We start from the raw sequence: 21,548 nt of genomic DNA on the forward strand, positions 1-21,548 counted from the left end.
GAGCAGCCCGGTAGCTCGTCAGGCTCATAACCTGAAGGTCGCAGGTTCAAATCCTGCCCCCGCAACCAAAACTGTCGAACAAGCCGCCCCCGGGCGGCTTTCGTCGTTTTTAGAACCACTTAGCGCCAGCAGACCGGCTAATTCCCCAAACAGCTCAATCGCCAGATCACCATTCTCGGGGATCAGCCTGATCTCCGACAACAGGCTGCGAATGATCGAGGTCGCTTCGTTCTTGATTGCCGGATCGTTCAAGACAGTGGAGAGGTTTGTCGCCTTGTCCTGATAGATATAACCATCACAATAGATATAACCATCACCGTGCCCATACGAGCCTCGAGGGGTTCGCTCCGTGTGAATATCATCGACGGTCGAAAAAAGACCAAAACCTGCACAGAACTGACTTATAAGCGAGGACACTCAGGCGAGCAGGTTAATGGCGACGAACCGACTTCGGTTGGTTTCGTCCGCGCTGTTGCTGTCGCGCTGAAGACCGCCGGTCGCCAAATCGCCCCGTGCTTCCTGAAACGATCTCAAGGTGTACCACGTGAAGCGAAATATAGGGCCCCAACTGTGTCCGTACCAGTGCAGCTTGCGGCGCTACCGGGCCGTCGCCTATGTTTGCCCGGGATCCCAACGGGATCGGTTCATACGAGGTATTTGACATGATCCCATCCGCACAGGACGGCTGGAGAGCCGGTGTGCTTTTCTCGCGCAGCGGCACCACCGCCGTCACCGAGACCGAACATTACAACGGCACGATCCTGGCGATCGACGAAATCAATGCGGCGGGCGGCGTTTTGGGACGGCCGATCATCCCCATCTGCCGGGACCCGGGATCGGACAGCGACACCTATCGCACGCTGGCGCGCCAGATGCTGTCCGAGGACGAACTGGATGTCATTTTCGGCTGCTCTATGTCGGCCAGCCGCAAGACCGTTCTGCCGGTGGTGGAACGCCATAATGGGCTGTTGTTCTATCCCTCCATGTACGAGGGTTTCGAATACTGCGAGAACCTTGTCTATAGCGGTGCCACGCCGAACCAACTGTGTCTGCCGTTGGCCGATTACCTGCTGCAGAGCTTCGGTGACCGGATCGTGTTCGTCGGATCGGATTACATCTATCCCCGGGAATCCAACCGCATCATGCGCGACCTGATCGAAGCAAGGGGCGGGGAAACTGTCGCCGAACACTATCTGCCGTTGGGGGCCGGCGCGGCTGAGCAAATGGCCCTGATCCGCGAAATCGAACAGATGCGCCCCGACGCGGTGTTTTCCACTCTGGTGGGGACGTCGGCCCAAGCATTCTATACGCTGTACGACGCAGCCGGGATCGACCGCGACACCTGTCCAATCGCGAGCCTGACCATGGCCGAAGGCGAGATTGCACGTATCGGGCCGGAGAAATGCACCGGCCATATCCTTGCGGCAAGCTACTTCCAAACCCTTGATACCGAGGTCAATCGCGCCTTCGTCGATGCCTACAAGGCGCGGTTTGGAGCCACGGCCGTGACCAGCGTCTGGTCCGAACCCGCCTATAACCAGGTTCACCTTTTCGCACGTGCTCTGGAACGGGTCGGTGCGATGGACACTCATCGCATCGGGCAAGAGGTTCTGGGCCTGGAATTCGAAGCGCCGGGGGGGCGGATCCATGTCGACCCGGAAACCCGGCATACTTGGCTAACACCTCGGATCGGGGTGGCGCGGCAGGATGGGCTTTTCGACGTCGTATGGGAAGGCGGAGCTCCGGTTCATCCTGACCCGTACCTGGCCACCACCCGGTTCGAGGAGCCGTCTTTGCGGGAATGGGCATGAAGGGACAACCGCGTCGCATACTCGACGATCTGCGCCGGGCGCGGGTGTTGGTGATCCATCCGCGAGACGAGGATGGTACCGTGTTGATCGGTCAGCTGCGTCGGCTGGGCTGTGAGGTGAACGCGGCTTGGCCGATGCCGGCGGCGCTGCCCGAAGGCACCGACACCGTGTTTATCAGCGTCGAGGATACCGCGACTGATCAGGCCGTGCAGGTCTTCGAAGGTCATGACCCGGCGATCATCGCGGTCGTCACCTACGAAAGCCCGACCTCGCTGCGCGCGATCTACGATCTCAATGCGCACGGGGTGATGAGCAAGCCATTGCGTCCGCTGGGCATCCTGACCCAGTTCACCCTTGCGCGCTATCGCCATAGCTACGAGGCGCGTCTGGCCGCGAAGGTGCGCAAGCTGGAGGAAACCCTGAAGGGTCGCCGGTTGGTGGATCGGGCGATCCGGTTGCTGGTTGACGAACAGGGGTTAGACGAGGATGCCGCCTATCGCCTGTTGCGCGATCAGGCCACTTCGGAACGGGTCACGATGGCTGCAATCTCCGAAGATCTGATCGCGGCGCATGAGACGATGCGCCGGCTTGGCCTGAAGCGCTGATTCAAATACGCCGAAAAAAGCAGCTCAAAAAACGATCAGTTGCCTAAATATTGTAATTGAACCGTATCGCCTTGCGTGACAGCATCAGGGTAACGAGCAAGATTGCTCCGCGGCAAGGTTGCCGCTTCACATCCCGGCTATGTAGCCCCCGACACTGCGGTTTTCGACCGTAGCCGGGGGCTTTTTGCGTTTTGGAGACTGACGTGCCCCTTGAGACTGCCCAATCGAACCCCGTAACTATCGCCTGTATTCAGTTCGAACCGAAGATCGGCGAAGTCGCCGCCAACCTGGACGCAATTGAAGAGCGGGTGCGCACGGCGCATGCCAAGGGGGCGCAGCTGATCGTGCTGCCCGAACTGGCCGATAGCGGCTATGTCTTCGACAGTGCTGAGGAACTGGCGAAACTGGCCCGGCCGATCCCGGACGGTGAAAGCGCGCAGCGTCTGATCACGCTGGCAGCCGAACTCGACGTCTACATCGTATCGGGGCTGGCCGAGGTCGCCGGCGACACCTTCTACAACTCGGCCATGCTGTGCGGGCCGGAAGGATACATCGGCACCTATCGCAAGATGCACCTGTGGTATCGGGAAAACCTGTTCTTCGAAAAGGGCGACCTTGGCCTGCCGGTCTTTGATACCCCGCTGGGAAAAATCGGTATCGCGATCTGCTATGACGGCTGGTTTCCCGAAACCTTCCGCCAGCTGGCGATGAAGGGGGCCGAGGTGATCTGCGTGCCGACCAATTGGGTGCCGATGCCCGATCAGGACCCGGAGGCCGAGGCGATGTCGAACATCCTGCACAAGGCTGCGGCGCATTCCAACGGGTTGTTCATCGCCTGTGCCGACCGGGTCGGTACCGAACGCGGCCAGCCCTTCATCGGTCAGAGCCTGATCCTCGACGCCACCGGCTGGCCGCTGGCCGGACCCGCCAGCCGCGAAGAGGAAGACATCCTCTATGCCGTGATTACCCCGTCAGCGGTCCCTGCCAAGCGTAAGCTCAACGAATTCAACGATATTTTCGGCGACCGGCGCTCCGACGTCTACGGCTGAACCCGTTTCTTTCTCCCCAAACCTCCAACCCACTCAAACCAAACAGGGAATAAAACAATGAAAATACCTTCTCTCCTTGCAACCATGACCAGCGTCATGCTGGCAGGCGGCGCCTTTGCCGCTGATGATGCGATCCGTATCGGCGTGCCCGTCGGCCTGTCGGGCGCCAACAGCGTCGTTGCGCCTTCGGTGGTGCAGTCGGCCGAACTGGCCGTCGAGGAAATCAACGCCGCGGGTGGCGTGCTTGGCCGCCCGCTGGAGCTGGTGATCGCCGATGACGCCTCGGGCGCGGCTGGCGCGCAGAAGGCCTTCGACTCGCTGGTGTTCCAGAAAGAGGTCGACGTGCTGATTTCGATGGAAACCAGCGCCGCGCGAAACGCCGGCCTGCCGATCGTTTCCAAGGGCAAGGTGCCCTATATCTACACCTCGTTCTACGAAGGACGTTCGTGCAATCCGTACCTCTTTGTTGACGCCTGGGTGCCGGAACAGCAGGTGCCGCCGATCGTCGACTACCTGAAGGCCGAGGGCGCCAAGAAATACTTCCTGATCGGCAGCGACTACGCTTTCGGCCGCGGGATGTTGGAATTCGCCCGCAGCTATGTCGAAAGCACCGGCGGCGAAGTCGTGGGTGAAGAATACCTGCCGATGGACGGTACCGATTGGACCGCGATCATCTCCAAGCTGAAAGCCTCCGGCGCCGAAGCGATGATCACCTCGACCGCAGGCGGTGCGCCGAACGTCACCCTGACCAAGCAGCTGCGTGGCGCGGGCGTCGATCTGCCCTATGCAAACCTCGCCGTGGATGAAGGCACCGCGAAAAGCATGGGCGCGGACGCGGCCGGCATCCTGATCTCGGCCTCTTATGTCACCGGTATCGACAGCGCCGAAAACAAGGCCTTCCTGGACGCGATGACCGCCAAGTTCGGTGACGAATTGCGCACCCCCAACGATCTGTCGGTGCCGCAGTACGAGGCCGTCTACCTCTATAAGGCCGCCGTCGAAAAGGCCGGCTCCACCGATGCCAAGGCCGTTCTGGACGTTCTGGACGAAGTGTCCTTCACCGGCCCGCGCGGCTCCATCCAGATGAGCAAGCAGCACCATGCGCCGCTGACCATGTATCTGGGCCAGGTGCAGGAAGACGGTTCGGTCGTCGTGGTCGAGACCTTCAAGGATGTCGATCCGGGCGAACAGTGCCCCAAGCTCTGATCTGACAGCGTGACCGGGGTCCCCTTGCCCCGGTCACTAATTCTTATTGCAAAAGGAGAACCTGGCCTGATGACGCTTCTGTTGGACATCGTGACGACCGCAGCCATCCTGTTCATCGTCTCGGCGGGGCTTCTCGCTATCTTCGGCGTTCTGGAAATCGTGAATTTCGCCCACGGGGCCTGGCTCACCGTGGGGGCCTATTGCGCCGTGGTGACCGGCGGGCTGGGGCTGAACCCATGGCTGGCGCTGCCGCTGGCCTTCGTCACCGGGGCCGTGCTGGGGGGCGTGACCGAACGCCTGATCGTACGGCCGCTCTATGCCCGGCCGCTGGACGCGATCCTTGCCACATGGGGGCTGGGCATCGTCATCGGCCAGTTGATCACGCTGTGGTTCGGGCGCGACGTGCAGTTCACTGAAAACCTGCTGTCCGGGACTTTCCATATGTTCGGCACCAGCTATTCGATCTACCGCATTTTCGCGCTGGCGGCGGCAGTTGCGATCGGGCTTGGCTTTGCCTTTCTGCTCGAAGGCACCCGGCTTGGCCTGTCGGCCCGCGCGATCATCATGAATGAAGCGCTGGCCCGCGCCCTGGGGTTGGACACCACGCGCGTCCGGCTCGTGACCTTCATGATCGGCACCGGTTTGACCGCGCTGGCCGGCGTTCTGCTGACGCCGCTGACCAGCGTCGACCCCACCATGGGCGTGTCCTGGCTGATCGGGTCCTTCATGCTGGTGATGGTGGCCGGTTCCTCTTTCGGCGCCTTGGCCGTCGCCTGCCTTGTTTTCGGAGGAGCGCAGGTCCTCGTCTCCACCTTCATCAGCCCTATTCTCGGGGGAATCACGGTCGCCGTTCTGTGCGCACTGGTCCTCCGCATCAGTTCGAAAGGGTTTGCCCGTGTCTGACACGCTTGCCACATCTCTTCCCCGCAGTGCCGCTGTCCGGCGCCGGGCCGCAATTCTGGGCGTTCTCGCAGTAGCAGCGTTGGCGCTGGTGATCTTCGGCCCGATGTTCCTGGACCGGTTCAGCGTCAATGTTCTGACCCGATCGATGATTTACGCCATCCTGGCGATCACCGTTGACCTGCTTTGGGGCTTCACCGGCATTCTGACCTTCGGTCAGGCGGCCTTCTTCGGGATCGGCGCCTATGCTACGGCGATGTTGCTGACCCATATCGGCAGTTCTCCCACCCTGATCGGGGTGGCGTTGGTGCTGGCGATCCTGGTGCCGGTCGTGCTGGGCGTGATCGTGGGCTGGCTGTCGTTCTATTACGGCTCGACGCCGATCTACGCGACGGTGATTTCGCTGGTCTTTCCCATCGTTGTGACACAACTGATCTACTCCGGCGGCACCCTGACCGGGTCGAGCAGCGGCATGGTCGGCTATTTCGGCCTTCCCTTCGGATTGGAGGGGTTCTTCCGGCTGTCGGGCATCAGCCTGGTGATTGTCGCGGTGGGGGCGCTGATCTTCGTGCGCTCGGACAGCGGGCGTATTCTTACCGCGATCCGGGATAACGAAACCCGCTGCGCCTATCTTGGTCTGAATACCCAGCGGATCAAGATCCTGCTGACCGCCGTGCTGGCAGGCGTGGCGGGATTGGCGGGCTTCCTCTATGCCAACGCCTCGGGCGTTGTTGCGCCGGAAAACACCAGCTTCGTTTTCGGCACCGAATTGGTGGTCTGGACCGCACTGGGCGGGCGGGGCACCGTTCTGGGCCCGGTTCTGGGCACTATCGGCATCGATTACCTTAGTGCCAACCTGTCAGGTGAGCTGCCCTTCCTGTGGCAGTTGATCATCGGCGCGCTGTTCGTCGTGATGATCATCTTCCTGCCCAACGGCCTGGCCGCACTGGTCTCCCGCCTGACCCGGCGCGGTCGCGGCGAGGTGGTGGCCGAGGCCGGTCCCGTACTGGTCCCCGAGGCGCCGCTGCATCACATGACGGCGGTCGATGGTCCGCTGTTGAGCATCGACAAGCTGGAAAAATCCTATGGCAGCCAGAAGGTGCTGGAGGACATCACGCTGGATGTCGCGCCGGGCGAACTGGTCAGCCTTGTCGGCCCTAACGGCGCGGGCAAGACCACGATGATGCGCTGCCTGACCGACGGCAAGGAAAGCTCGGGCGGCGTGATCCGCATCGCGGGCCAGAATATCGCCGGCATGGTTCCGAACCAGATCGTGGCCCTGGGCGTTGGCCGTAAATTCCAGGTCGCCAGCGTATTCGAAAGCCTGACCGTGTCCGAATGCCTGCGCATGGCGCGCGCCGCGTTGGAAGCGCCCAGCTTCGTATCGGCATCAGACAAGTTGCGCTTACCTTCTGCAGCGATTGAAATCCTGCAACTGACCGGTCTGGACAAGCTGTTGTCGACCGAGGTTTCGCTGCTGTCGCATGGCCAAAAGCAGAGCCTTGAACTGGCCATGGTGGTCGCATTGGAACCGCGGATGATCCTGCTGGACGAACCCACCGCCGGGTTGACCAAGGCCGAACGCACGACCATCGGCACGATCCTGAAAAAACTGACCAATGAACTCGGCTTCGCCGCGATCCTCGTCGAACACGACCTCGACTTCGTTCGCGATATTTCCAGCCGGATCGTGGTGCTACATCAGGGCCGTCTGGTTCTGGACGGGTCGGTCGACGAGGTGGTGAATTCCGACATCGTCAAAACGATTTATTCGGGGGGTGAACATGTTTGACGCCGTTGAAACAGATACCAAGCTGACCCTTGACGGCGTGACCAGCGGCTACGGCCCGGTGGCCATCATCAAGGATCTGTCGCTGTCGATACGCAAGGGTGAAATCTTTGCCCTGATGGGCAAGAACGGCATGGGCAAGACGACCTTGCTCAAGACCATCCTTGGACTGGTGCCTTCGCGTGAGGGCGAGATTCGGCTGGACGGCCGGTCAATCACCGGGGCCGCCCCGAAGGTCCTGATCAAGTCGGGCGTTGGCTATGCCCCGCAAGAACAACCGTTGTTCACCGATCTTAGCATCCGCGACAACCTGCGCCTGGCAGTCCGTTCTGACCGGGAACTGGATGCCGCATTGGAGCATGTGTTTACCCATTTTCCTTTCCTGCGCGATCGGTTGGCGCAAAAGGCTGGCACTCTGTCGGGGGGAGAGCAAAAGATGCTGATCCTGAGCCGCGCTTTGATGCTGAAGCCTGACCTCATCCTGATCGACGAGATATCAGAAGGCCTGCAGCCAACGGTGATCGCGCAGATCGCCAAGGCGCTGCAAGCCGAACGTGCCGAAAGCGGTACGACCATCCTGCTGGTCGAACAGAACCTTAATTTCGCACTGGAAGTGGCCGACCGCTGGGCGGTTCTGAAATTGGGTGAAATCGACGATTCCGGCATCGCTGGCCCGGACAGCCGGGAACGGGTGCTGGAGCATCTGAAGATCTGATCGGTTCGGGCTGATTCCCCGAGAAGTCAAATGGAGCCAGCATATGATTGTACGGGGTAACGTGTTTTGGGCGTCGCATATTTCGGCGGGCTTGGTGCTGCCGCGTGCACCGTGAAAGGACTGCTATGACCACACCTTCTGAAACTTCCCTGCCTCCACTTGGCGATTTGACCGTTGCCGCGATCCGCGAGGGGCTTGCCGCAGGCACTTTCACTGCCGAGGATCTGGCCAATGCCGCGATCGCGCAGGTCAAGGCGATGAACGGCACTTATAACGCGATCATCTTCGAAAACGAGGCCGCGCTGGAGACCGCGCGTGACATCGACCGCCGCATCGCCGCGGGCGAACCGGTGGGGGCGCTGGCCGGCGTTCCGATCGTGGTCAAGGATCCGATGGACATGAAGGGGTTCCCCTCGACCGCTGGCTGGAGGCTGCTCTATTCGGGCACCGGAGGTGTCGATCTGATGCCGGAGCGCGACAGCCCAGTCGTGGCGCGGATGCGTGCGGCAGATGCGGTGATCCTGGGCAAGACCAATGTGCCGATCCTCAGTGGGACCGGCACACATGCCAACAACAGCTGGGCCGGCCCCACGATCAACCCCGCCGCGCCGGACCGCGCGCCGGGCGGTTCCAGCGCCGGGACGGCGGCGGCGGTGGCATCGCATATGGCGGTGGTTGGCCTGGCCGAGGAAACCGGCGGTTCGATCCAGAACCCGGCCGCGGCGCAGGGGCTGGTGGGGATCAAGCCGACCATCGGTCTGGTGCCCAATGCGGGCGTGGTGCCGCTGTCTTCGAACCGCGACGTGGTGGGCCCGATCGCGCGCACCGTGGCGGATGCGGCGGAATGCCTGACCGCGCTGGCAGGTTTCACCACCGAGGACCCGAAAACGCTGGCCTCGGTTGGCAAAATCCCTGTCGCAGGCTATGCCGCGGGCCTCAGCAAGGACGGTCTCAAGGGTAAACGGCTGGGTCTCTACGGGCCGGGGTGGCGGCCGGATCAGTTGTCGGAGGAGACGGCGGCGCTCTACGCCCGCGCGCAGAAGGAACTGGAGGCGGCCGGCGCAATCCTTGTGGGGGACCCCTTCGCCGGAACCGATTTCGCCTCGCTTCGGCAGGTGACTCCGGGCGCGCCCTTCTTCGACGGGCACGGGCTGGAATCACTGCCCTTTGACATCACCAACTATCTGCGCCGTCTCGGGCCGAATGCCGCGTTGAAAAGCTGGGCGGAGTTCGTGGAGGCAACCAAGGAAGAGGATGTGCTCGCCGAGGGAGGGATCATGGGGTACCTGCATGCGTTGCCGGATTTTGCGCCCTGTCTCGCCGACCCCGAAACGCCCCCTGCGCTGCCGGCCTTCATCGAACTGAAGCGGCGTTACCTGGAACTGCTGGACGCGGTCTTCGAAGGTCACGCTTTGGACGGGCTGGTCTATCCGCAGATGATACAGGAACTGCCCGGGCTGCATTCCGAGGACGTGATCCGCGAGACCACGGTTGGTGAACTGAACATCGCCGGCATCCCGGGGATAACGGTGCCTGCGGGCTACTATGCCTCGGGGGCACCATTCGAACTGATCTTCCTCGGCAAGCAGTGGAGTGAAGCGGATCTGATCAGGATGGCTTATGCCTATGAGCAGGCGACGCTACACCGTAAACCGGCAGTGTAGCGGCGGGGAGAACGCACGCGCGAAGAATGTCCGAGCGAATGGAAGTGCGGGGTGCTCGATTGAGAAGCTGCTTCATGTCTTGTCTGCGTCGATGACAGTTGCGGCAATGGTCTCATCCGCGGTTTTTCAGCGGATACTTCGGCACCGAAGGCTCCCATTGCTTGTCGTCTTCGACTCCGTCGACGGGGTGTGGTTTTTGTTTGCCATGTCAGACCTGCCGTTTGACCATGCAAAAAGGGGTGGACGGTGGCTTCTACCCCTCAGGTCTCGATTGTCACAACCTCAACAAGGGCTGTATGCGCACTGCAACCCTGGCCTAATCGGGAAGTGCCTACGTCCCTCGTCAGTACATTCGGATTTCCGTGAAGATCGATGTTGCCGCCAGGATCGCCATACCAGGCACCGGTGGGTAAGGCCACCACGCCTGGACGTATGTTCTCAGAGACCATGGCCCGTGCGCGGCAGGCACCTCGGGAATTAAATACTCGGACGAGATCACCGGTATGGATTCCCCGGGTTATTGCGTCTTCGGGGTGGATCACCAGTTTTTCGGGCCTTTCACCTTCCTTATCGGCGAGCGCACTTTCAAGCTGGCTGTGAAGTTTGTCACCCGGCTGCGGTGATACAAGGTGAAGAGGGGCGGCCACCGTTGCCGTTCCCAGCCATTCCGAGGGTGGGAGCCAGATCGGGTGACCTGGGCAGTCGTCGTAGCCAAAGCTTTCGATCGTCTCAGAAAAGATTTCAATCCTTCCCGACGGGGTCCCGAGCGGTGTGGCCTCTGGATCCTCGCGGAAGGGGGCAAAGAAAGTGCGATTGGGACCCTCCGCACGAATGGGTAGGCGAACCCAGTTCCGGGCCTTCAAGGTCTCCAGATCGGGCACCTCGATTTGCCCCTTGGCCGCGAGGTTGCGGTATTCTTCGTAGAGAAGTGATATCCAATCCGCCGCAGTGCGGTCCTCAGTGAATGTGTCGCCCGAACCGAGGCGCTCGGCCAATCCGCTGAAGATTGCATAATCATCACGGGCTTCACCTACAGGCGGGATCAATTGAGGCATGTAAAACAGGTAGTCGTCGAGGTTCGATCGCCCGATGTCTTCACGTTCATAAGGGGTCGTCGCCGGAAACACGATGTCGGCGCGTTTGGCGGTCGCGGTCCACCAGGGTTCGTTCACGATGATCGTCTCGGGACCTTTCCATGCTTCGTGCAGGGCATTCAGATCCTGATGGTGGTGATAGGGATTGCCGCCGGCCCAGTAGATCAGGCGGATGTCAGGATAGGGTTCGCGTCGTCCGTTAAAATCGTAGGGCTGGCCGGGATTGCGCAGCATGTCACCGATCCGCGCGACCGGGATCACTTTTTTGATCGGGTTCTCAAGCTGCGAGAAGGTCATGCCTCGAAGCCCGATGAGTGACTTGCCAACCCCTCCTATGGCGCCGTAGCCGTAGCCTACTCCACCACCGGGGAGGCCGATCTGGCCGAGCATCGCAGCGAGAACGGCCGACATCCAGTATGGCTGCTCGCCATGCTCCCCCCTCTGCAACGACCAGGCGACGGTGATAAACGTGCGGGTCGTCGCCATCCGTCGCGCAAGCTCATCGATCGCCCCGGGATCTACGCCGCAGAGCGACGCTGCCCATTCTGGGGTCTTGGGCTGGCCGTCGGTTTCACCCATCAGGTAGGGGCGAAAGCGCTCGAAGCCGACGGTGTAGCGGGCAAGGAAATCGTGGTTGGTCAGCCCCTCGCTTTCCAGAACATATGCAAGCGCGAGCATTATCGCTGTATCAGAGGCCGGCCGACTGGGAAGCCAATCGCAGCCTTCCGGCGCGTCCGTGCGCTGTGGGCCGATATTGGTACAGCGAATGCCTTTGGCGGCGAAGCGGTCGAACCACCCCGCCGTTTCATGCTCTGTGATCCCGCCCATGCTGACTTGCGAATTCTTGGGATTGATACCCCCGAACATCACCAGCGTCTCTGTGTGGTCGTGGATGGTCTGCCAGCCATCCTGATGTTCGTAGAGTAGTTTGAGAAAATCCACACCGAAGACGTGCGGCATGATCGACTGTGCGCAGCCCGTAGAGTAGCTGCCGAACGACGCGACGTAGCCGCCGATACAGTTCAGAAAACGGTGAACCTGGCTTTGCGCATGGTGAAAGCGTCCAGCCGAACCCCAGCCATAGGATCCACCGAAGATCGCCTCGTTGCCATAGGTGCGACGCACCCGACCGATCTCTTCGGCCGCGATATCGAGCGCCTCGTCCCAAGGTAGTTCAATGAAGTCCTCATGACCTCTCCCATCGCGTTCGCGTTTCGCTAGCCATCCACGGCGGATGGAGGGGCGCGAGACCCGCGTTCGGTGATGGACGGCGGCGGGCAAGATGTCGGGGATATGGGGCGGGTTAGGGTCACTTTGAAATGGCCGTGTGGCGACGATCCGGTCGCCCTCGACATCCACTTCGAACGCGCCCCAGTGGCTTGACGTAACCTTCGTCTGCTTCGCAAAACTGTTGGCCAAATGCGCCTCCCGAGAAATGGCTGAAATGTGTCTCTAGCGACAAGACTATACCAAAACCATTGTTTCGATAAATCGTGTTCCCATGGGTGCCTTATCGGATAAACGCTGTCTAAATTGGTTCCGCTACAGACGTTTGGAGGATTAACGAATTTCGGCTTCGAGCCCCAGCGGGCTTTGGGGTGATAAGCACCAATTGGCTTGTCCAATTTGATTGTTAGAGCATAACCGAATGGCGCTCACCCTATTTCTGGTCCAATAGGCTGATCGATGTTCACACTCGACATCGCAATTCCGTTCGACAACGGCGGTTGCGGGCCCCCGTAACCAATCTTTCCAATAAATATCAATGTGTCACCAGTCGCCTCCTGAGGCGGATGGTTGCGTTGCGATCCCCGCGATGGAAGCACTGTGGAAGCAAATGATACCGGTTCCCTGCATCGCGCCCGGGCGGTTGCGTTTCGGCCGGGGTGTCAGGTCTTTTCCGGGAAAACCTCTTCCGACAGCCAGTGCCTGAAGTCCGCGAGCAGGGGATCGCGGCCGCGCTGTGGAGAAGAGACCATGTAATAGTCGAACGGGGAATCCATCGCATGGGGCGTAGGCGCGACAAGCCGTCCGCTGGAAATGCCACGTCGCACCAGCTGCGACCGGCCAAGCGCCACACCGGCGCCATCAAGGGCCGCCTGAACCGCCAAGGAACTTTCGGACACGTTCAGCACTTCGGGCAGCACCGTCTGCGCGGCGCCGAAATGGTCCAGCCATTCGATCCAACTGACCGGTCCCAGGTCATGCACCAGCGGGTAGTTTGCAAGATCGGACAGGTCCAGCGACCGCCGCGATGGTTCCAGAAGTGCCGGCGCGCACACCGGTGTCAGCGTTTCTCCGGCCAGATGATCGGCGATCACCCCTGGCCATTTCCCCGGTCCATACCTGATAGCGCAGTCAAAGCCGGCCTCGGCCGGGTCCACCAGGGCCGAGGCGGTTTCGATCTTCAGCGACACGTCGGGAAAGGCGCTGCGGAAGCTGGCGAAATGCGGCATCAGGCACAGAAGCGCAATCGACTGGGTGGTGCTGACGGCAAGCACCCGGTCCGCTTTTGACGACGGTAAAGAACTGCGGAATGCGGCGCGGCGGGTCGCGGCACGCAGCCTCTGGATGGCGGGGCGGATATCGAGCAGATAAGATTGCCCGGCTTCGGTCAGGCGCAGCCCGTTCGGCCGCCTTTCGAAAAGCTTCACGCCCAGGGCCGCCTCCAGCGCCTTGATGCGCTGGCTGACCGCGGATTGCGTGACATTGAGCTCAAGCGCGGCGGCGGTGAAGCCCAGATGCCGCGCGGCCGCCTCGAAGATCCGGATCGATTCCAGCGGCACACCGGCTTCCACACCGCCGCCACCATTAGCAGTGCTTGGCCTTATGCTTAGATTATTTCGTTTGTCAGGCATGAGTTGAGCTGTTTTCACATTAGCAAACATCAACCTAATGCGAATTCTCCAACATGCCAATTCCACACCTTCTTCTCGGGCTTCTCGTGGCCTTGTTCTGGGCCGCGAACTTCATTGCCGTGCGCCTTGGCCTCGACGCCGGCCTGTCGCCCGCCTTGCTCACCGCGCTGCGCTTTCTGGCCGTCGCGATGCTGGCACCCTTCGTCCCGCGCCCCTTCGGATGGCCGACCATTCTGGCGCTAGGCGCGGCGATCGGGATTGGTCAGCTCGGGCTTTCCACGCTGGCCATTGCGGTGGGTCTGTCCCCTGGCATCGCGTCGCTGGCGATGCAGACGCAGGCCTTCTTCACGGTGGTGCTTGCCGCCGTGTTCCTTGGTGAGGCGCCGAAGATCAATCAGGTTCTGGGGATGCTGATCGCCGGGGCCGGTATCGCCGCCTTGGGGTTTGGCCAAGACGCCACCGGCGGCGCGCCGTGGCTTGGCATCGTGTTGATCCTTTGCGCGGCGCTGTCCTGGGCGGCGTCGAATATCCTGCTGCGGCGCCAGCGCAACGCGGCATCCCCAATCGCGATTGCCGTCTGGGTCGCCACCATATCGGCACTGCCTCTCCTGCTGCTGTCCTGGTCGCTCGAGGGGCCGCCTCTCGACGTTCTGTCCTCGGTGAAGGCCCCCGCATGGGCCTTGGGCGTGGTGATCTATTCCGCCGTTTTTTCCACTCTGGCGGCAACCAGCATCTGGTCCTGGCTGCTGGGCCGTCACCCGGCCAACCAGGTGGCGCCGCTTTCGCTTCTGGTGCCTGTTTTTGGCCTTTCGCTGTCCGCCTTGGTTCTCGGGGAACGGTTTTCGGCGCTGGACATGATCGCGGCGGCGCTGGTGATGGTGGGGCTGGTTCTGTTTCTGTTGCCAAAACGCGTGCGCAATGAACCGGCCCCGGCGCGGGGCCGCTGATCCAAATCGCAAAGAGATGAGGTGAAAATGAATTGGGTCATGTTTGTCGTCGCCGGTCTGCTTGGCCTTCTTGCCCTTATGTTGCTGCTGATCTGCGCCATGGTGTTCTGGCCCCGGACGCATCCGTTCCTTGCGGGCGGGCGCACGGCCGAGGAATACCGGGCCATCGAGATCGCCAACGGGGTGGTTTTCGATCAGGTCTTCCGGTTCCGGTCCGAGCAGTACGATATCGACGACGGCGGGGTTATCGCAGCCCGGCTATTCGGTGACGGCGCGGCGCGGGATGTCATCGTTCTGATCCACGGGATCGGCGCGGCGGGGGAGCGGTGGAACAATCCGGCCGGGCTGCTGGCCGGGGCAACGGGTGCGCAGGTGGTCGTGCTGGACTTGCGCGGCCACAACCGGTCGAGCGGCCGGCGTTACGACCTCAACCGGATCGGCCAGTATGAGGATGATCTGGCGCAGGTCATTGCGGCGATCCGGTCCGAAAACCCGGGCGCGCGCGTTTGGCTGGCGGGGCATTCCATGGGCGGGGGCGTTGTGCTTCGGTTCGCGTTGAAGGCGGACCGGCCGCAGGTTGCGGGCTACCTTCTGTTCGCGCCGGTGTTCGGCCCGGGGCCGACGGCGCCGCGTTCGCCCCCGGCCGATCCCGTGCTTCGCATCGACCGCGCGCGGATGACGGGGCTGATCCTTCTGAATCTGGCGGGCATTCGGCGTTTCAACCATCTGCCGGTCGCCTACCTGAATGCGCCGCCGGATTTCCCGGCCTATTCCTTTGCCGCGATGGCATCGTCTCTGCCTTTGCCGCCGCAAACGGCAGGGGACGGGCTGAGCGCAATGGAAGCTCCGTTCCTGATCGTCGCCGGGGCCGAGGATATGGCGGTGTATGCCGAAGGGTATCGTGACGTCGTGGCGGCGCATGACAAGGGGCGGGTGGAGATCATACCCGGTCTTGGGCATGACAGCTTGCTGAACGAACGCGGAACTTATGCAGTGATCACGCAGTGGTTCCGGCAGCAGTGAACCGGCGGCGGCGTGAGCACCTGAGGCGATGCCTGTGTATTCGACCGCTTTCCGAGCGAAGTACCGGCTTCGGAGATGCTCTGCTCGCATACGTGCGTCTCCTCGAGACCGACGGCGCCGCAAGCTGTATTTTTGAGTAAACATCTCCTTCGGGCTGGGAACCGTCATTAGCTGCTTGGGATATGGCGGTCAGCTTTGGGCCGGGCGTAGCGGATCGGATATTCTGCCCACGCAGAATGCTGTGGCCCGGCACACGGCAAGTAGGGTCAAAGCTTGTTTTCTCTGCGGTTGCGCCGCCCTTAATTGCCAACGTCGGGTTGGCGCTGTAGCGGACCGAGGCGGATCGGAAGCACCATCATGCCGCCGCTAATGGAAATCCCGGCTGGGAAACAGCCGCTTGGCCTGCTCCCTGGGATGCCGGGCGCGGGGCGGGGGGCTGGAACGCCGGGGGGCGTCGTCGGCCTGCGGTTGGGTGATGCCGATGGCATCGTCCAGCGGGTGACCCAGCTCGCTCAGCTGGTGTGACATGTCCTCGATCTGCTGCGCGATCAGGTGCACGACGATGCCTTCGCGTTGTAAATGCCCGCTCACCCGCAACAGCCGCCCGCCCATGACGGCGCGCCGGAACTGCTGGTAAACCTTGGGCCAGACGATCACGTTGGCGACGCCGGTTTCATCCTCCAGCGTCAGGAAGATCACCCCCGACGCCGTGCCCGGGCGCTGGCGGGTGATGACGAGGCCGCAAACCGTCGTGGGTTTCAGCGGCGCCGTGGGCAGCTTGTCATGGCACGTCAGGCCGGGGAGCGAGGGGCGCAGCAACTCCATCGGATGGGCCCGCAGGGTCAGCCGCATCGACACGTAATCCTCGACCACCTCCTCGCCCAGATGCATGGCGGGCAGCTCGACGCCCGGTTCGCGGATGCCTTCGCCGTCGATGGGATCGTTGAACAGCGGCAGCGGGGTCTTGCCGCGAATGGCCTTCACCTGCCACAGCGCATCGCGCCGTGTCAGGCCGAGATCGGCAAAGGCATCCGCCTCGGCCAGCTTTTCCAGCACCGCGGGCGCTACCCCGGCGCGCAGCCAGACCGCTTCGGGATCGCGATAGCCATTGCCGCGCGCCGCGACGATCCAGCCGGCGTCTTCTTCCCGGAACCCCTTGATCTGGCGAAACCCCAGCCGCAGGGCCAGCGCCCCATCGGCGCGGCGTTCCAGCCTGTTGTCCCAGCCGCTGCCGTTGACGCAGACCGGGCGCAGTTCGACCCCGTGTTCGCGCGCATCGCGGACGATCTGGGCCGGGGCGTAGAACCCCATCGGCTGCGAATTCAGCAGGGCGCAGGCGAAAATGGCGGGGTGGTGGCATTTCAACCAGGACGACACATAGGTCAGCAGCGCGAAGGCCGCCGCGTGGCTTTCGGGGAAGCCGTATTCGCCGAAGCCCTCGATCTGGGAAAAGCAGCGGTCGGCGAATTCGGGGGAATAGCCGCGTTCCAGCATGCCGCGGGTGAAGCGGTCGCGGAAGGTGCCGATGGTGCCCATCTTGCGGAACGTGGCCAGCGAACGGCGCAGCCGGTCTGCCTCTTCCGGGGTGAAGCCGGCGGCGACCACGGCGATCTGCATCGCCTGTTCCTGGAACAGCGGCACGCCCAGCGTCTTGCCCAGCACCGCCTTCAGTTCCTCCGAAGGGTATTCGACCGCTTCGCGGCCCTGGCGGCGGTTGATATAGGGATGCACCATGCCGCCCTGGATCGGGCCGGGGCGCACGATGGCGACCTCGATGACCAGATCGTAGAACCGGCGCGGCCGCATCCGCGGCAGGAAATTCATCTGCGCCCGGCTTTCCACCTGGAACACCCCCACCGCATCGGCGCGGCACAGCATGTCATAGGTCGCTTCGTCCTCCTGCGGGACCGTGGCGATGCTCAGGTCCCGGCGCTCATGCTGCGCGATCAGGTCGAAGGCCTTGCGGATGCAGGTCAGCATGCCGAGGCTCAGGATATCGACCTTGAGGATGCCCAGGGCGTCGATGTCATCCTTGTCCCATTCGATGATCGTGCGATCCTCCATCGCGGCGTTTTCGATCGGGCAGAGTTCATCAAGCCGCCCCCGGGTGATGATGAAGCCGCCGACATGCTGCGACAGGTGCCGGGGAAAGCCGATGATGTCCTCGATCAGCCGGATGGTCCGGGCCAGGCGGCGGTCGTCCGGGTTCAGCCCCAGTTCGCGCATCCGCCCGGGATCGGCGCCGCGATTGGACATGCCCCAGATCTGGCCGGACAGGGCGGCGGTCACGTCCTGGCTCAGCCCCATGACCTTGCCGACCTCGCGGATCGCGGCGCGGGCGCGGAAATGGATGACCGTCGCGCACAGCCCGGCCCGGTGGCGGCCGTAGCGCTGGTAAATCCACTGGATCACCTCTTCGCGCCTCTCGTGTTCGAAATCCACGTCGATATCCGGCGGCTCGCCCCGGTATTTCGACACGAAGCGTTCGAACACCATGGTGATCTGATCGGGGCCGACATCGGTGATGCCCAGCAGGTAGCACAGGATGGAATTGGCCGCCGATCCGCGCCCCTGGCACAGGATGCCGATCGAGCGGGCGTATTGAACGATGTCATGGACGGTGAGGAAATAGGCCGGGAAGCCCAGCTCGGCGACGAGGCCCAGTTCCTTGTCCATCAGCGCGTGAACCCTTGGCGGCGCGCCGTCCGGGTAGCGCCGCTTCAGCCCCTCGTGCGCCAGCCGTTCCAGCCGTTTTTGCGGGGTTTCGTCCCCGGCGACCTCGTCGGGGTATTCGTAGCTGAGTTCGCTCAGGCAGAACGAACAGCGCGCCGCGATCTCCAGCGTCCGGCGCAGGGCGGCGGGGTGGGCGTGAAACACCCGCATCATGTCGTAATGCCCCTTCAGGCGGCGTTCGCCATTGGCCAGCGCTTTGGTGCCGATCTCGTCGATGGTGATATGTTCGCGCATGCAGGTCAGAACGTCGGCCAGTTCCTTGCGCCCGCCCCGGTGCATCAGCACATCGCCCACCGCGACCATCGGCGCAGACACGCGGTAGGCCAGCCCGGCGCAGGCGGCGAGATGGGCCTGATCGGACCCGTCATAGCGTGGTGCGGCGCCGAGGAAGACATGGCCGGGAAAGCGGCGCTGGACGCGCCGGATATCGGCGGCCAGCGCGCCCAGATCCCCCCGGGCCAGCGCGATCAGGATCATGCCGGTGCCGTTTTCCAGCAGGTCCTGCAGGTCCAGCAGGCAGCCGCCCTTTTCCGCCCGACGCTTGCCCAGGGTCAGCAGCCGGGTCAGCCGCTGATAGGCGGCCCGGTCGCGCGGCAGCGCCAGCCATTCGACCGCGCTGTCGTGCAGCACCAGGCGGCAACCGGTGATCAGCTTGGGCAGGGGGGCGTTTTCAGGGGCCTCGCGGCGCAGTTCCTTCAGCGCCGAATAGGCCCGCACGACACCGGCCAGCGAATTGCGGTCGGTGATGGCGATGGCCGCCAGCCCGAGTTCCGCCGCGCGGGTCACCATTTCCTCGGGGTGCGACGCGCCGGTGAGGAAGGTGAAATTGGTGGTCACGCAAAGCTCGGCATAGCTCATGCGAATTCCCCCTGCACGAACCAGCCCGGGTCCTGCGGCGTGTAATACAGCCAGAGCCGCCGGCCCTGCCGGGTTTCCACCTGCCAGTAATCGCGCAGCCCCGAACGCCAGTTGTCATCGTCCAGCCACCATTCCGGCGCGATCCGTTCCGGCCCGGTGGCGCGGGCGGTGGTCAGCGACATCCGCCGCCAGCGGAATTGCCCTGGCGGCCGCGCCCCCGCCGCCGCGATCGGTTCCGGCGGGAACAGCCGCAGCGGCCGCGGCCGCAGGGCGACCCAAGGCCCGGCCGGTTCGCAATAGGCCGCCGGGGCGATCAGGAAACTGCGTTCGGGGATATGGCTGTCGGCGGGCAGGAAGCGCTGGATATTGTCGATCCCGATCCGGGTGCCGAGGCGGGAAATCAGGTCGTCCAGCCGGTCCTTGCCGTCGGAGGACACATGGCTGATCTGGCGCACCGGCAGGGGTTCGACCCGGGTGGCTTCCAGCCGGACCTGATCGATGCCGAAACCGGCCCCCACCTCGCGCAGGCCGGTTTCGAACAGCGGCAGGATACGCTGCGGGTCGCGCAGCGGGCGGGCAAGGCGCAGTTCCACTTCCTGCGGTTCCTGATCGACCCGGCGCAGGGTCAGGCACAGGCTGCGCGCGCCGGCCTCCTGCGCCTTCAGCTTGCCGCAAAGCTGATCGAGAAGCCGCGCCGCCGCCGCCATCACGTCGCCCTGCAGGCCGATCGGTTCGGGCAGGGTGATCCGCACGCCGTAATGCGGCGGATCGGCCAGCGGGGTGATTTGCTCGGGCTGCCGGCCAAGCGCCTGATCCAGCCGCATCAGCAACCCCGGCCCGAATCGGCGGGTCAGCGGCGCGCGCGCCGCCGCCGCCAGATCGGAAATCCGGCGCAGCCCCAGCCGTTGCAGCGCGGTGAGCGTCTTGTCGTCGAGCCGCAGCGCGGCCACCGGCAGCGGCCCCAACGTCTCAAGAGGCTGGCCCGGCGCGGCCACCCCTTCGCCGAAACGGGCCAGCGCCCAGGCCGCCCCGCGCGTGTCGCCCAGCCCGATCCGCACCGCGAACCCGGCCCGGGTCAGCCGCTGGCGCATATCGGCAAGCATCAGCGCCTCGCCACCGAACAGATGCGCCGCCCCGCTGATGTCCAGAACCAGCCCATCATCGCCCTCAAGCCCGACCCAGGGGCAATAGCGCGTGGCCCAGCGGCGCAGCACCTGCAGGAACTGCTGATCCCCCTGCGGGTCGGCGGCGCGGCTTTGCAGGTCGGGGCAGAAGATGCGCGCCTCGGACAGCGACATGCCGCGCTGCAGGCCCTGCCGTTCGGCCGCCGCGTTGAGGCAGTGAATCCGGTTTGCGTTGTTTTGTCTGAGCGTCACCGCGCAGGGCCCGGCCAGCGGCTGCGCGCGCAGCATCCGGTCACTTGCCAGCCGGGGAAACCATGCGGAGACGACGCGACGCTGTATCCCATCGAACATGCCAGGCCCCCAATGTTCCCGATTTGTTCTTTATAAGGTCCCAGCGTTGCAGAGTCGAGTCGCCCGGATCGAAGACGGGATCAAAAACCGGCGCGCACTGCCAGCGGGTTTCCGCCGCGTTGCTGCCCATCCCGTCGGAAATCAGGCACAGCCCGGTCGACTGCCCCGCCTGCGCCGCCAGCTGCAACCGCCGCCCCGGCGTCAGGCCAAGCGGCTGGCCCAGTTCGATCACGACCAGCGGCAGGGCGCCGTCGCGCAGGGCTTCTTCCATCACGGCAAGCCCGTCGGCCTGGGTCTTCACCTGCGCCACCAGCAGCGTCGAGGGATCGAAATACGGGCTCAGCCCGACGGGGTTCGGCATCTCGCCGCGCCACCCCTCGCGCACCCATAACAGCCCCGCCCCCGCCTGCGCGGCGGTCACGGCGGCGAAACTGACCGCGGCGGGTCCAAGGACCTCATGCACACGGGCCTTGCGCAGGGGGAAGGATGAGAACAGATCGGCAGACATGGTTGAGAACATACGGCGAACACCATGTGCGGTTCAATCGTTGCTGTTGTTTGCTGTCGGTTTGATCTGGCGAGGGGCTGGGAGCGGTCATTCGCTGCCAGTCAAAGGAAAGGCAGCTATAGGGCCGTTCTTCACATTCAGAAATGTCAGGCGGTCCTAGCTTTGCAAATGTAGCTATTTGAACGTCGCGGTCATTTCCGTTGGAGGTGACGACGGTCTTTTCGCCGTCTTTCATACTGCCGCGACAAGCTTAGGTAGGAAACGGCGGTTGGGGTCCTGCAACCAACTCTCATTCTTCCGAAATATCGAGGAC

At 63.2% G+C, this 21,548-nt stretch carries 16 protein-coding genes; 10 read left to right on the forward strand and 6 right to left on the reverse strand.

Annotation, left to right across the window (positions count from 1 at the left end):
* Positions 1-24: 24 nt before the first annotated feature.
* Entirely contained in the window at positions 25-417 is a 393-nt protein-coding gene (locus GR167_RS19740) for a hypothetical protein (protein ID WP_160975466.1), read from the reverse strand.
* Positions 418-662: 245 nt separating this feature from the next.
* Here GR167_RS19740 and GR167_RS19745 point away from each other — a divergent pair, with 245 nt between their 5' ends.
* The 8 genes from GR167_RS19745 to GR167_RS19780 all read left to right on the forward strand — a co-directional run bounded on the left by GR167_RS19745 (position 663) and on the right by GR167_RS19780 (position 9,739).
* A complete protein-coding gene (locus GR167_RS19745; protein ID WP_160975467.1) occupies positions 663-1,811 on the forward strand; it encodes a transporter substrate-binding domain-containing protein in 1,149 nt (382 codons plus the stop codon).
* A complete protein-coding gene (locus GR167_RS19750) occupies positions 1,808-2,416 on the forward strand; it encodes an ANTAR domain-containing response regulator (RefSeq protein WP_160975468.1) in 609 nt (202 codons plus the stop codon). The genes GR167_RS19745 and GR167_RS19750 overlap by 4 nt, the downstream gene beginning before the upstream one ends.
* A gap of 203 nt (positions 2,417-2,619) precedes the next feature.
* Entirely contained in the window at positions 2,620-3,465 is an 846-nt protein-coding gene (locus tag GR167_RS19755; RefSeq protein WP_160975469.1) for a nitrilase family protein, read from the forward strand.
* Between the two features lie 84 nt (positions 3,466-3,549).
* Positions 3,550-4,671 (forward strand): substrate-binding protein, encoded by a 1,122-nt coding sequence (locus GR167_RS19760; RefSeq protein ID WP_235916091.1) that lies wholly within the window; start codon positions 3,550-3,552, stop codon positions 4,669-4,671.
* 69 nt (positions 4,672-4,740) lie between these two features.
* Complete coding sequence (locus GR167_RS19765) at positions 4,741-5,574, forward strand: branched-chain amino acid ABC transporter permease (protein ID WP_160975471.1); 834 nt, start codon at positions 4,741-4,743, stop codon at positions 5,572-5,574.
* Positions 5,567-7,363, forward strand: a complete 1,797-nt coding sequence (locus tag GR167_RS19770; RefSeq protein WP_370741349.1) for a branched-chain amino acid ABC transporter ATP-binding protein/permease — start codon at positions 5,567-5,569, stop codon at positions 7,361-7,363. Before GR167_RS19765 ends, GR167_RS19770 begins: the two co-directional genes overlap by 8 nt.
* Positions 7,356-8,075 carry a branched-chain amino acid ABC transporter ATP-binding protein gene (locus GR167_RS19775; RefSeq protein ID WP_160975472.1) on the forward strand — a complete coding sequence of 240 codons (720 nt, stop codon included), beginning with the start codon at positions 7,356-7,358 and terminating at the stop codon, positions 8,073-8,075. Before GR167_RS19770 ends, GR167_RS19775 begins: the two co-directional genes overlap by 8 nt.
* Positions 8,076-8,200: 125 nt before the next feature.
* Entirely contained in the window at positions 8,201-9,739 is a 1,539-nt protein-coding gene (locus tag GR167_RS19780) for an amidase (RefSeq protein ID WP_160975473.1), read from the forward strand.
* Positions 9,740-9,999: 260 nt separating this feature from the next.
* Here GR167_RS19780 and GR167_RS19785 read toward each other — a convergent pair whose 3' ends face one another.
* Both GR167_RS19785 and GR167_RS19790 read right to left on the reverse strand, forming a co-directional pair.
* Entirely contained in the window at positions 10,000-12,252 is a 2,253-nt protein-coding gene (locus GR167_RS19785) for a molybdopterin-dependent oxidoreductase (RefSeq protein ID WP_160975474.1), read from the reverse strand.
* Positions 12,253-12,722: 470 nt separating this feature from the next.
* Complete coding sequence (locus tag GR167_RS19790; RefSeq protein ID WP_160975475.1) at positions 12,723-13,721, reverse strand: LysR substrate-binding domain-containing protein; 999 nt, start codon at positions 13,719-13,721, stop codon at positions 12,723-12,725.
* 23 nt (positions 13,722-13,744) lie between these two features.
* On the opposite strand from GR167_RS19790, the gene GR167_RS19795 reads away from it, so the two are divergent.
* Both GR167_RS19795 and GR167_RS19800 read left to right on the forward strand, forming a co-directional pair.
* Positions 13,745-14,638, forward strand: a complete 894-nt coding sequence (locus GR167_RS19795) for an EamA family transporter (RefSeq protein WP_160975476.1) — start codon at positions 13,745-13,747, stop codon at positions 14,636-14,638.
* A 39-nt stretch (positions 14,639-14,677) separates the two neighbouring features.
* Positions 14,678-15,661 (forward strand): alpha/beta hydrolase, encoded by a 984-nt coding sequence (locus GR167_RS19800; protein WP_160975477.1) that lies wholly within the window; start codon positions 14,678-14,680, stop codon positions 15,659-15,661.
* Between the two features lie 366 nt (positions 15,662-16,027).
* Here the strand turns inward: GR167_RS19800 and GR167_RS19805 are convergent, their stop codons facing one another.
* From GR167_RS19805 to GR167_RS19815, 3 genes are read right to left on the reverse strand one after another with little or no spacing between them, the layout of a single operon-like run.
* A complete protein-coding gene (locus GR167_RS19805) occupies positions 16,028-19,252 on the reverse strand; it encodes an error-prone DNA polymerase (RefSeq protein ID WP_160975478.1) in 3,225 nt (1,074 codons plus the stop codon).
* The gene (locus GR167_RS19810; RefSeq protein ID WP_160975479.1) at positions 19,249-20,727 is read right to left on the reverse strand and encodes a Y-family DNA polymerase; all 1,479 of its coding nucleotides are present in this window, start codon (positions 20,725-20,727) and stop codon (positions 19,249-19,251) included. The genes GR167_RS19805 and GR167_RS19810 overlap by 4 nt, the downstream gene beginning before the upstream one ends.
* The gene (locus GR167_RS19815; RefSeq protein WP_160975480.1) at positions 20,669-21,235 is read right to left on the reverse strand and encodes an ImuA family protein; all 567 of its coding nucleotides are present in this window, start codon (positions 21,233-21,235) and stop codon (positions 20,669-20,671) included. The genes GR167_RS19810 and GR167_RS19815 overlap by 59 nt, the downstream gene beginning before the upstream one ends.
* Positions 21,236-21,548: the final 313 nt, after the last annotated feature.

The sequence above is a fragment of the Thalassovita mangrovi genome, assembly GCF_009857745.1.
Lineage (GTDB): Bacteria > Pseudomonadota > Alphaproteobacteria > Rhodobacterales > Rhodobacteraceae > Thalassobius > Thalassobius mangrovi.

Coding starts and splice junctions, on each gene's coding strand:
- GR167_RS19745 (WP_160975467.1), top strand. CDS start 663: ATGATCCCATCCGCACAGGACGGCTGGAGAGCCGGTGTGCTTTTCTCG.
- GR167_RS19775 (WP_160975472.1), top strand. CDS start 7,356: ATGTTTGACGCCGTTGAAACAGATACCAAGCTGACCCTTGACGGCGTG.
- GR167_RS19750 (WP_160975468.1), top strand. CDS start 1,808: ATGAAGGGACAACCGCGTCGCATACTCGACGATCTGCGCCGGGCGCGG.
- GR167_RS19810 (WP_160975479.1), bottom strand. CDS start 20,727: ATGTTCGATGGGATACAGCGTCGCGTCGTCTCCGCATGGTTTCCCCGG.
- GR167_RS19765 (WP_160975471.1), top strand. CDS start 4,741: ATGACGCTTCTGTTGGACATCGTGACGACCGCAGCCATCCTGTTCATC.
- GR167_RS19795 (WP_160975476.1), top strand. CDS start 13,745: ATGCCAATTCCACACCTTCTTCTCGGGCTTCTCGTGGCCTTGTTCTGG.
- GR167_RS19805 (WP_160975478.1), bottom strand. CDS start 19,252: ATGAGCTATGCCGAGCTTTGCGTGACCACCAATTTCACCTTCCTCACC.
- GR167_RS19760 (WP_235916091.1), top strand. CDS start 3,550: ATGACCAGCGTCATGCTGGCAGGCGGCGCCTTTGCCGCTGATGATGCG.
- GR167_RS19815 (WP_160975480.1), bottom strand. CDS start 21,235: ATGTCTGCCGATCTGTTCTCATCCTTCCCCCTGCGCAAGGCCCGTGTG.
- GR167_RS19790 (WP_160975475.1), bottom strand. CDS start 13,721: ATGTTTGCTAATGTGAAAACAGCTCAACTCATGCCTGACAAACGAAAT.
- GR167_RS19800 (WP_160975477.1), top strand. CDS start 14,678: ATGTTTGTCGTCGCCGGTCTGCTTGGCCTTCTTGCCCTTATGTTGCTG.
- GR167_RS19780 (WP_160975473.1), top strand. CDS start 8,201: ATGACCACACCTTCTGAAACTTCCCTGCCTCCACTTGGCGATTTGACC.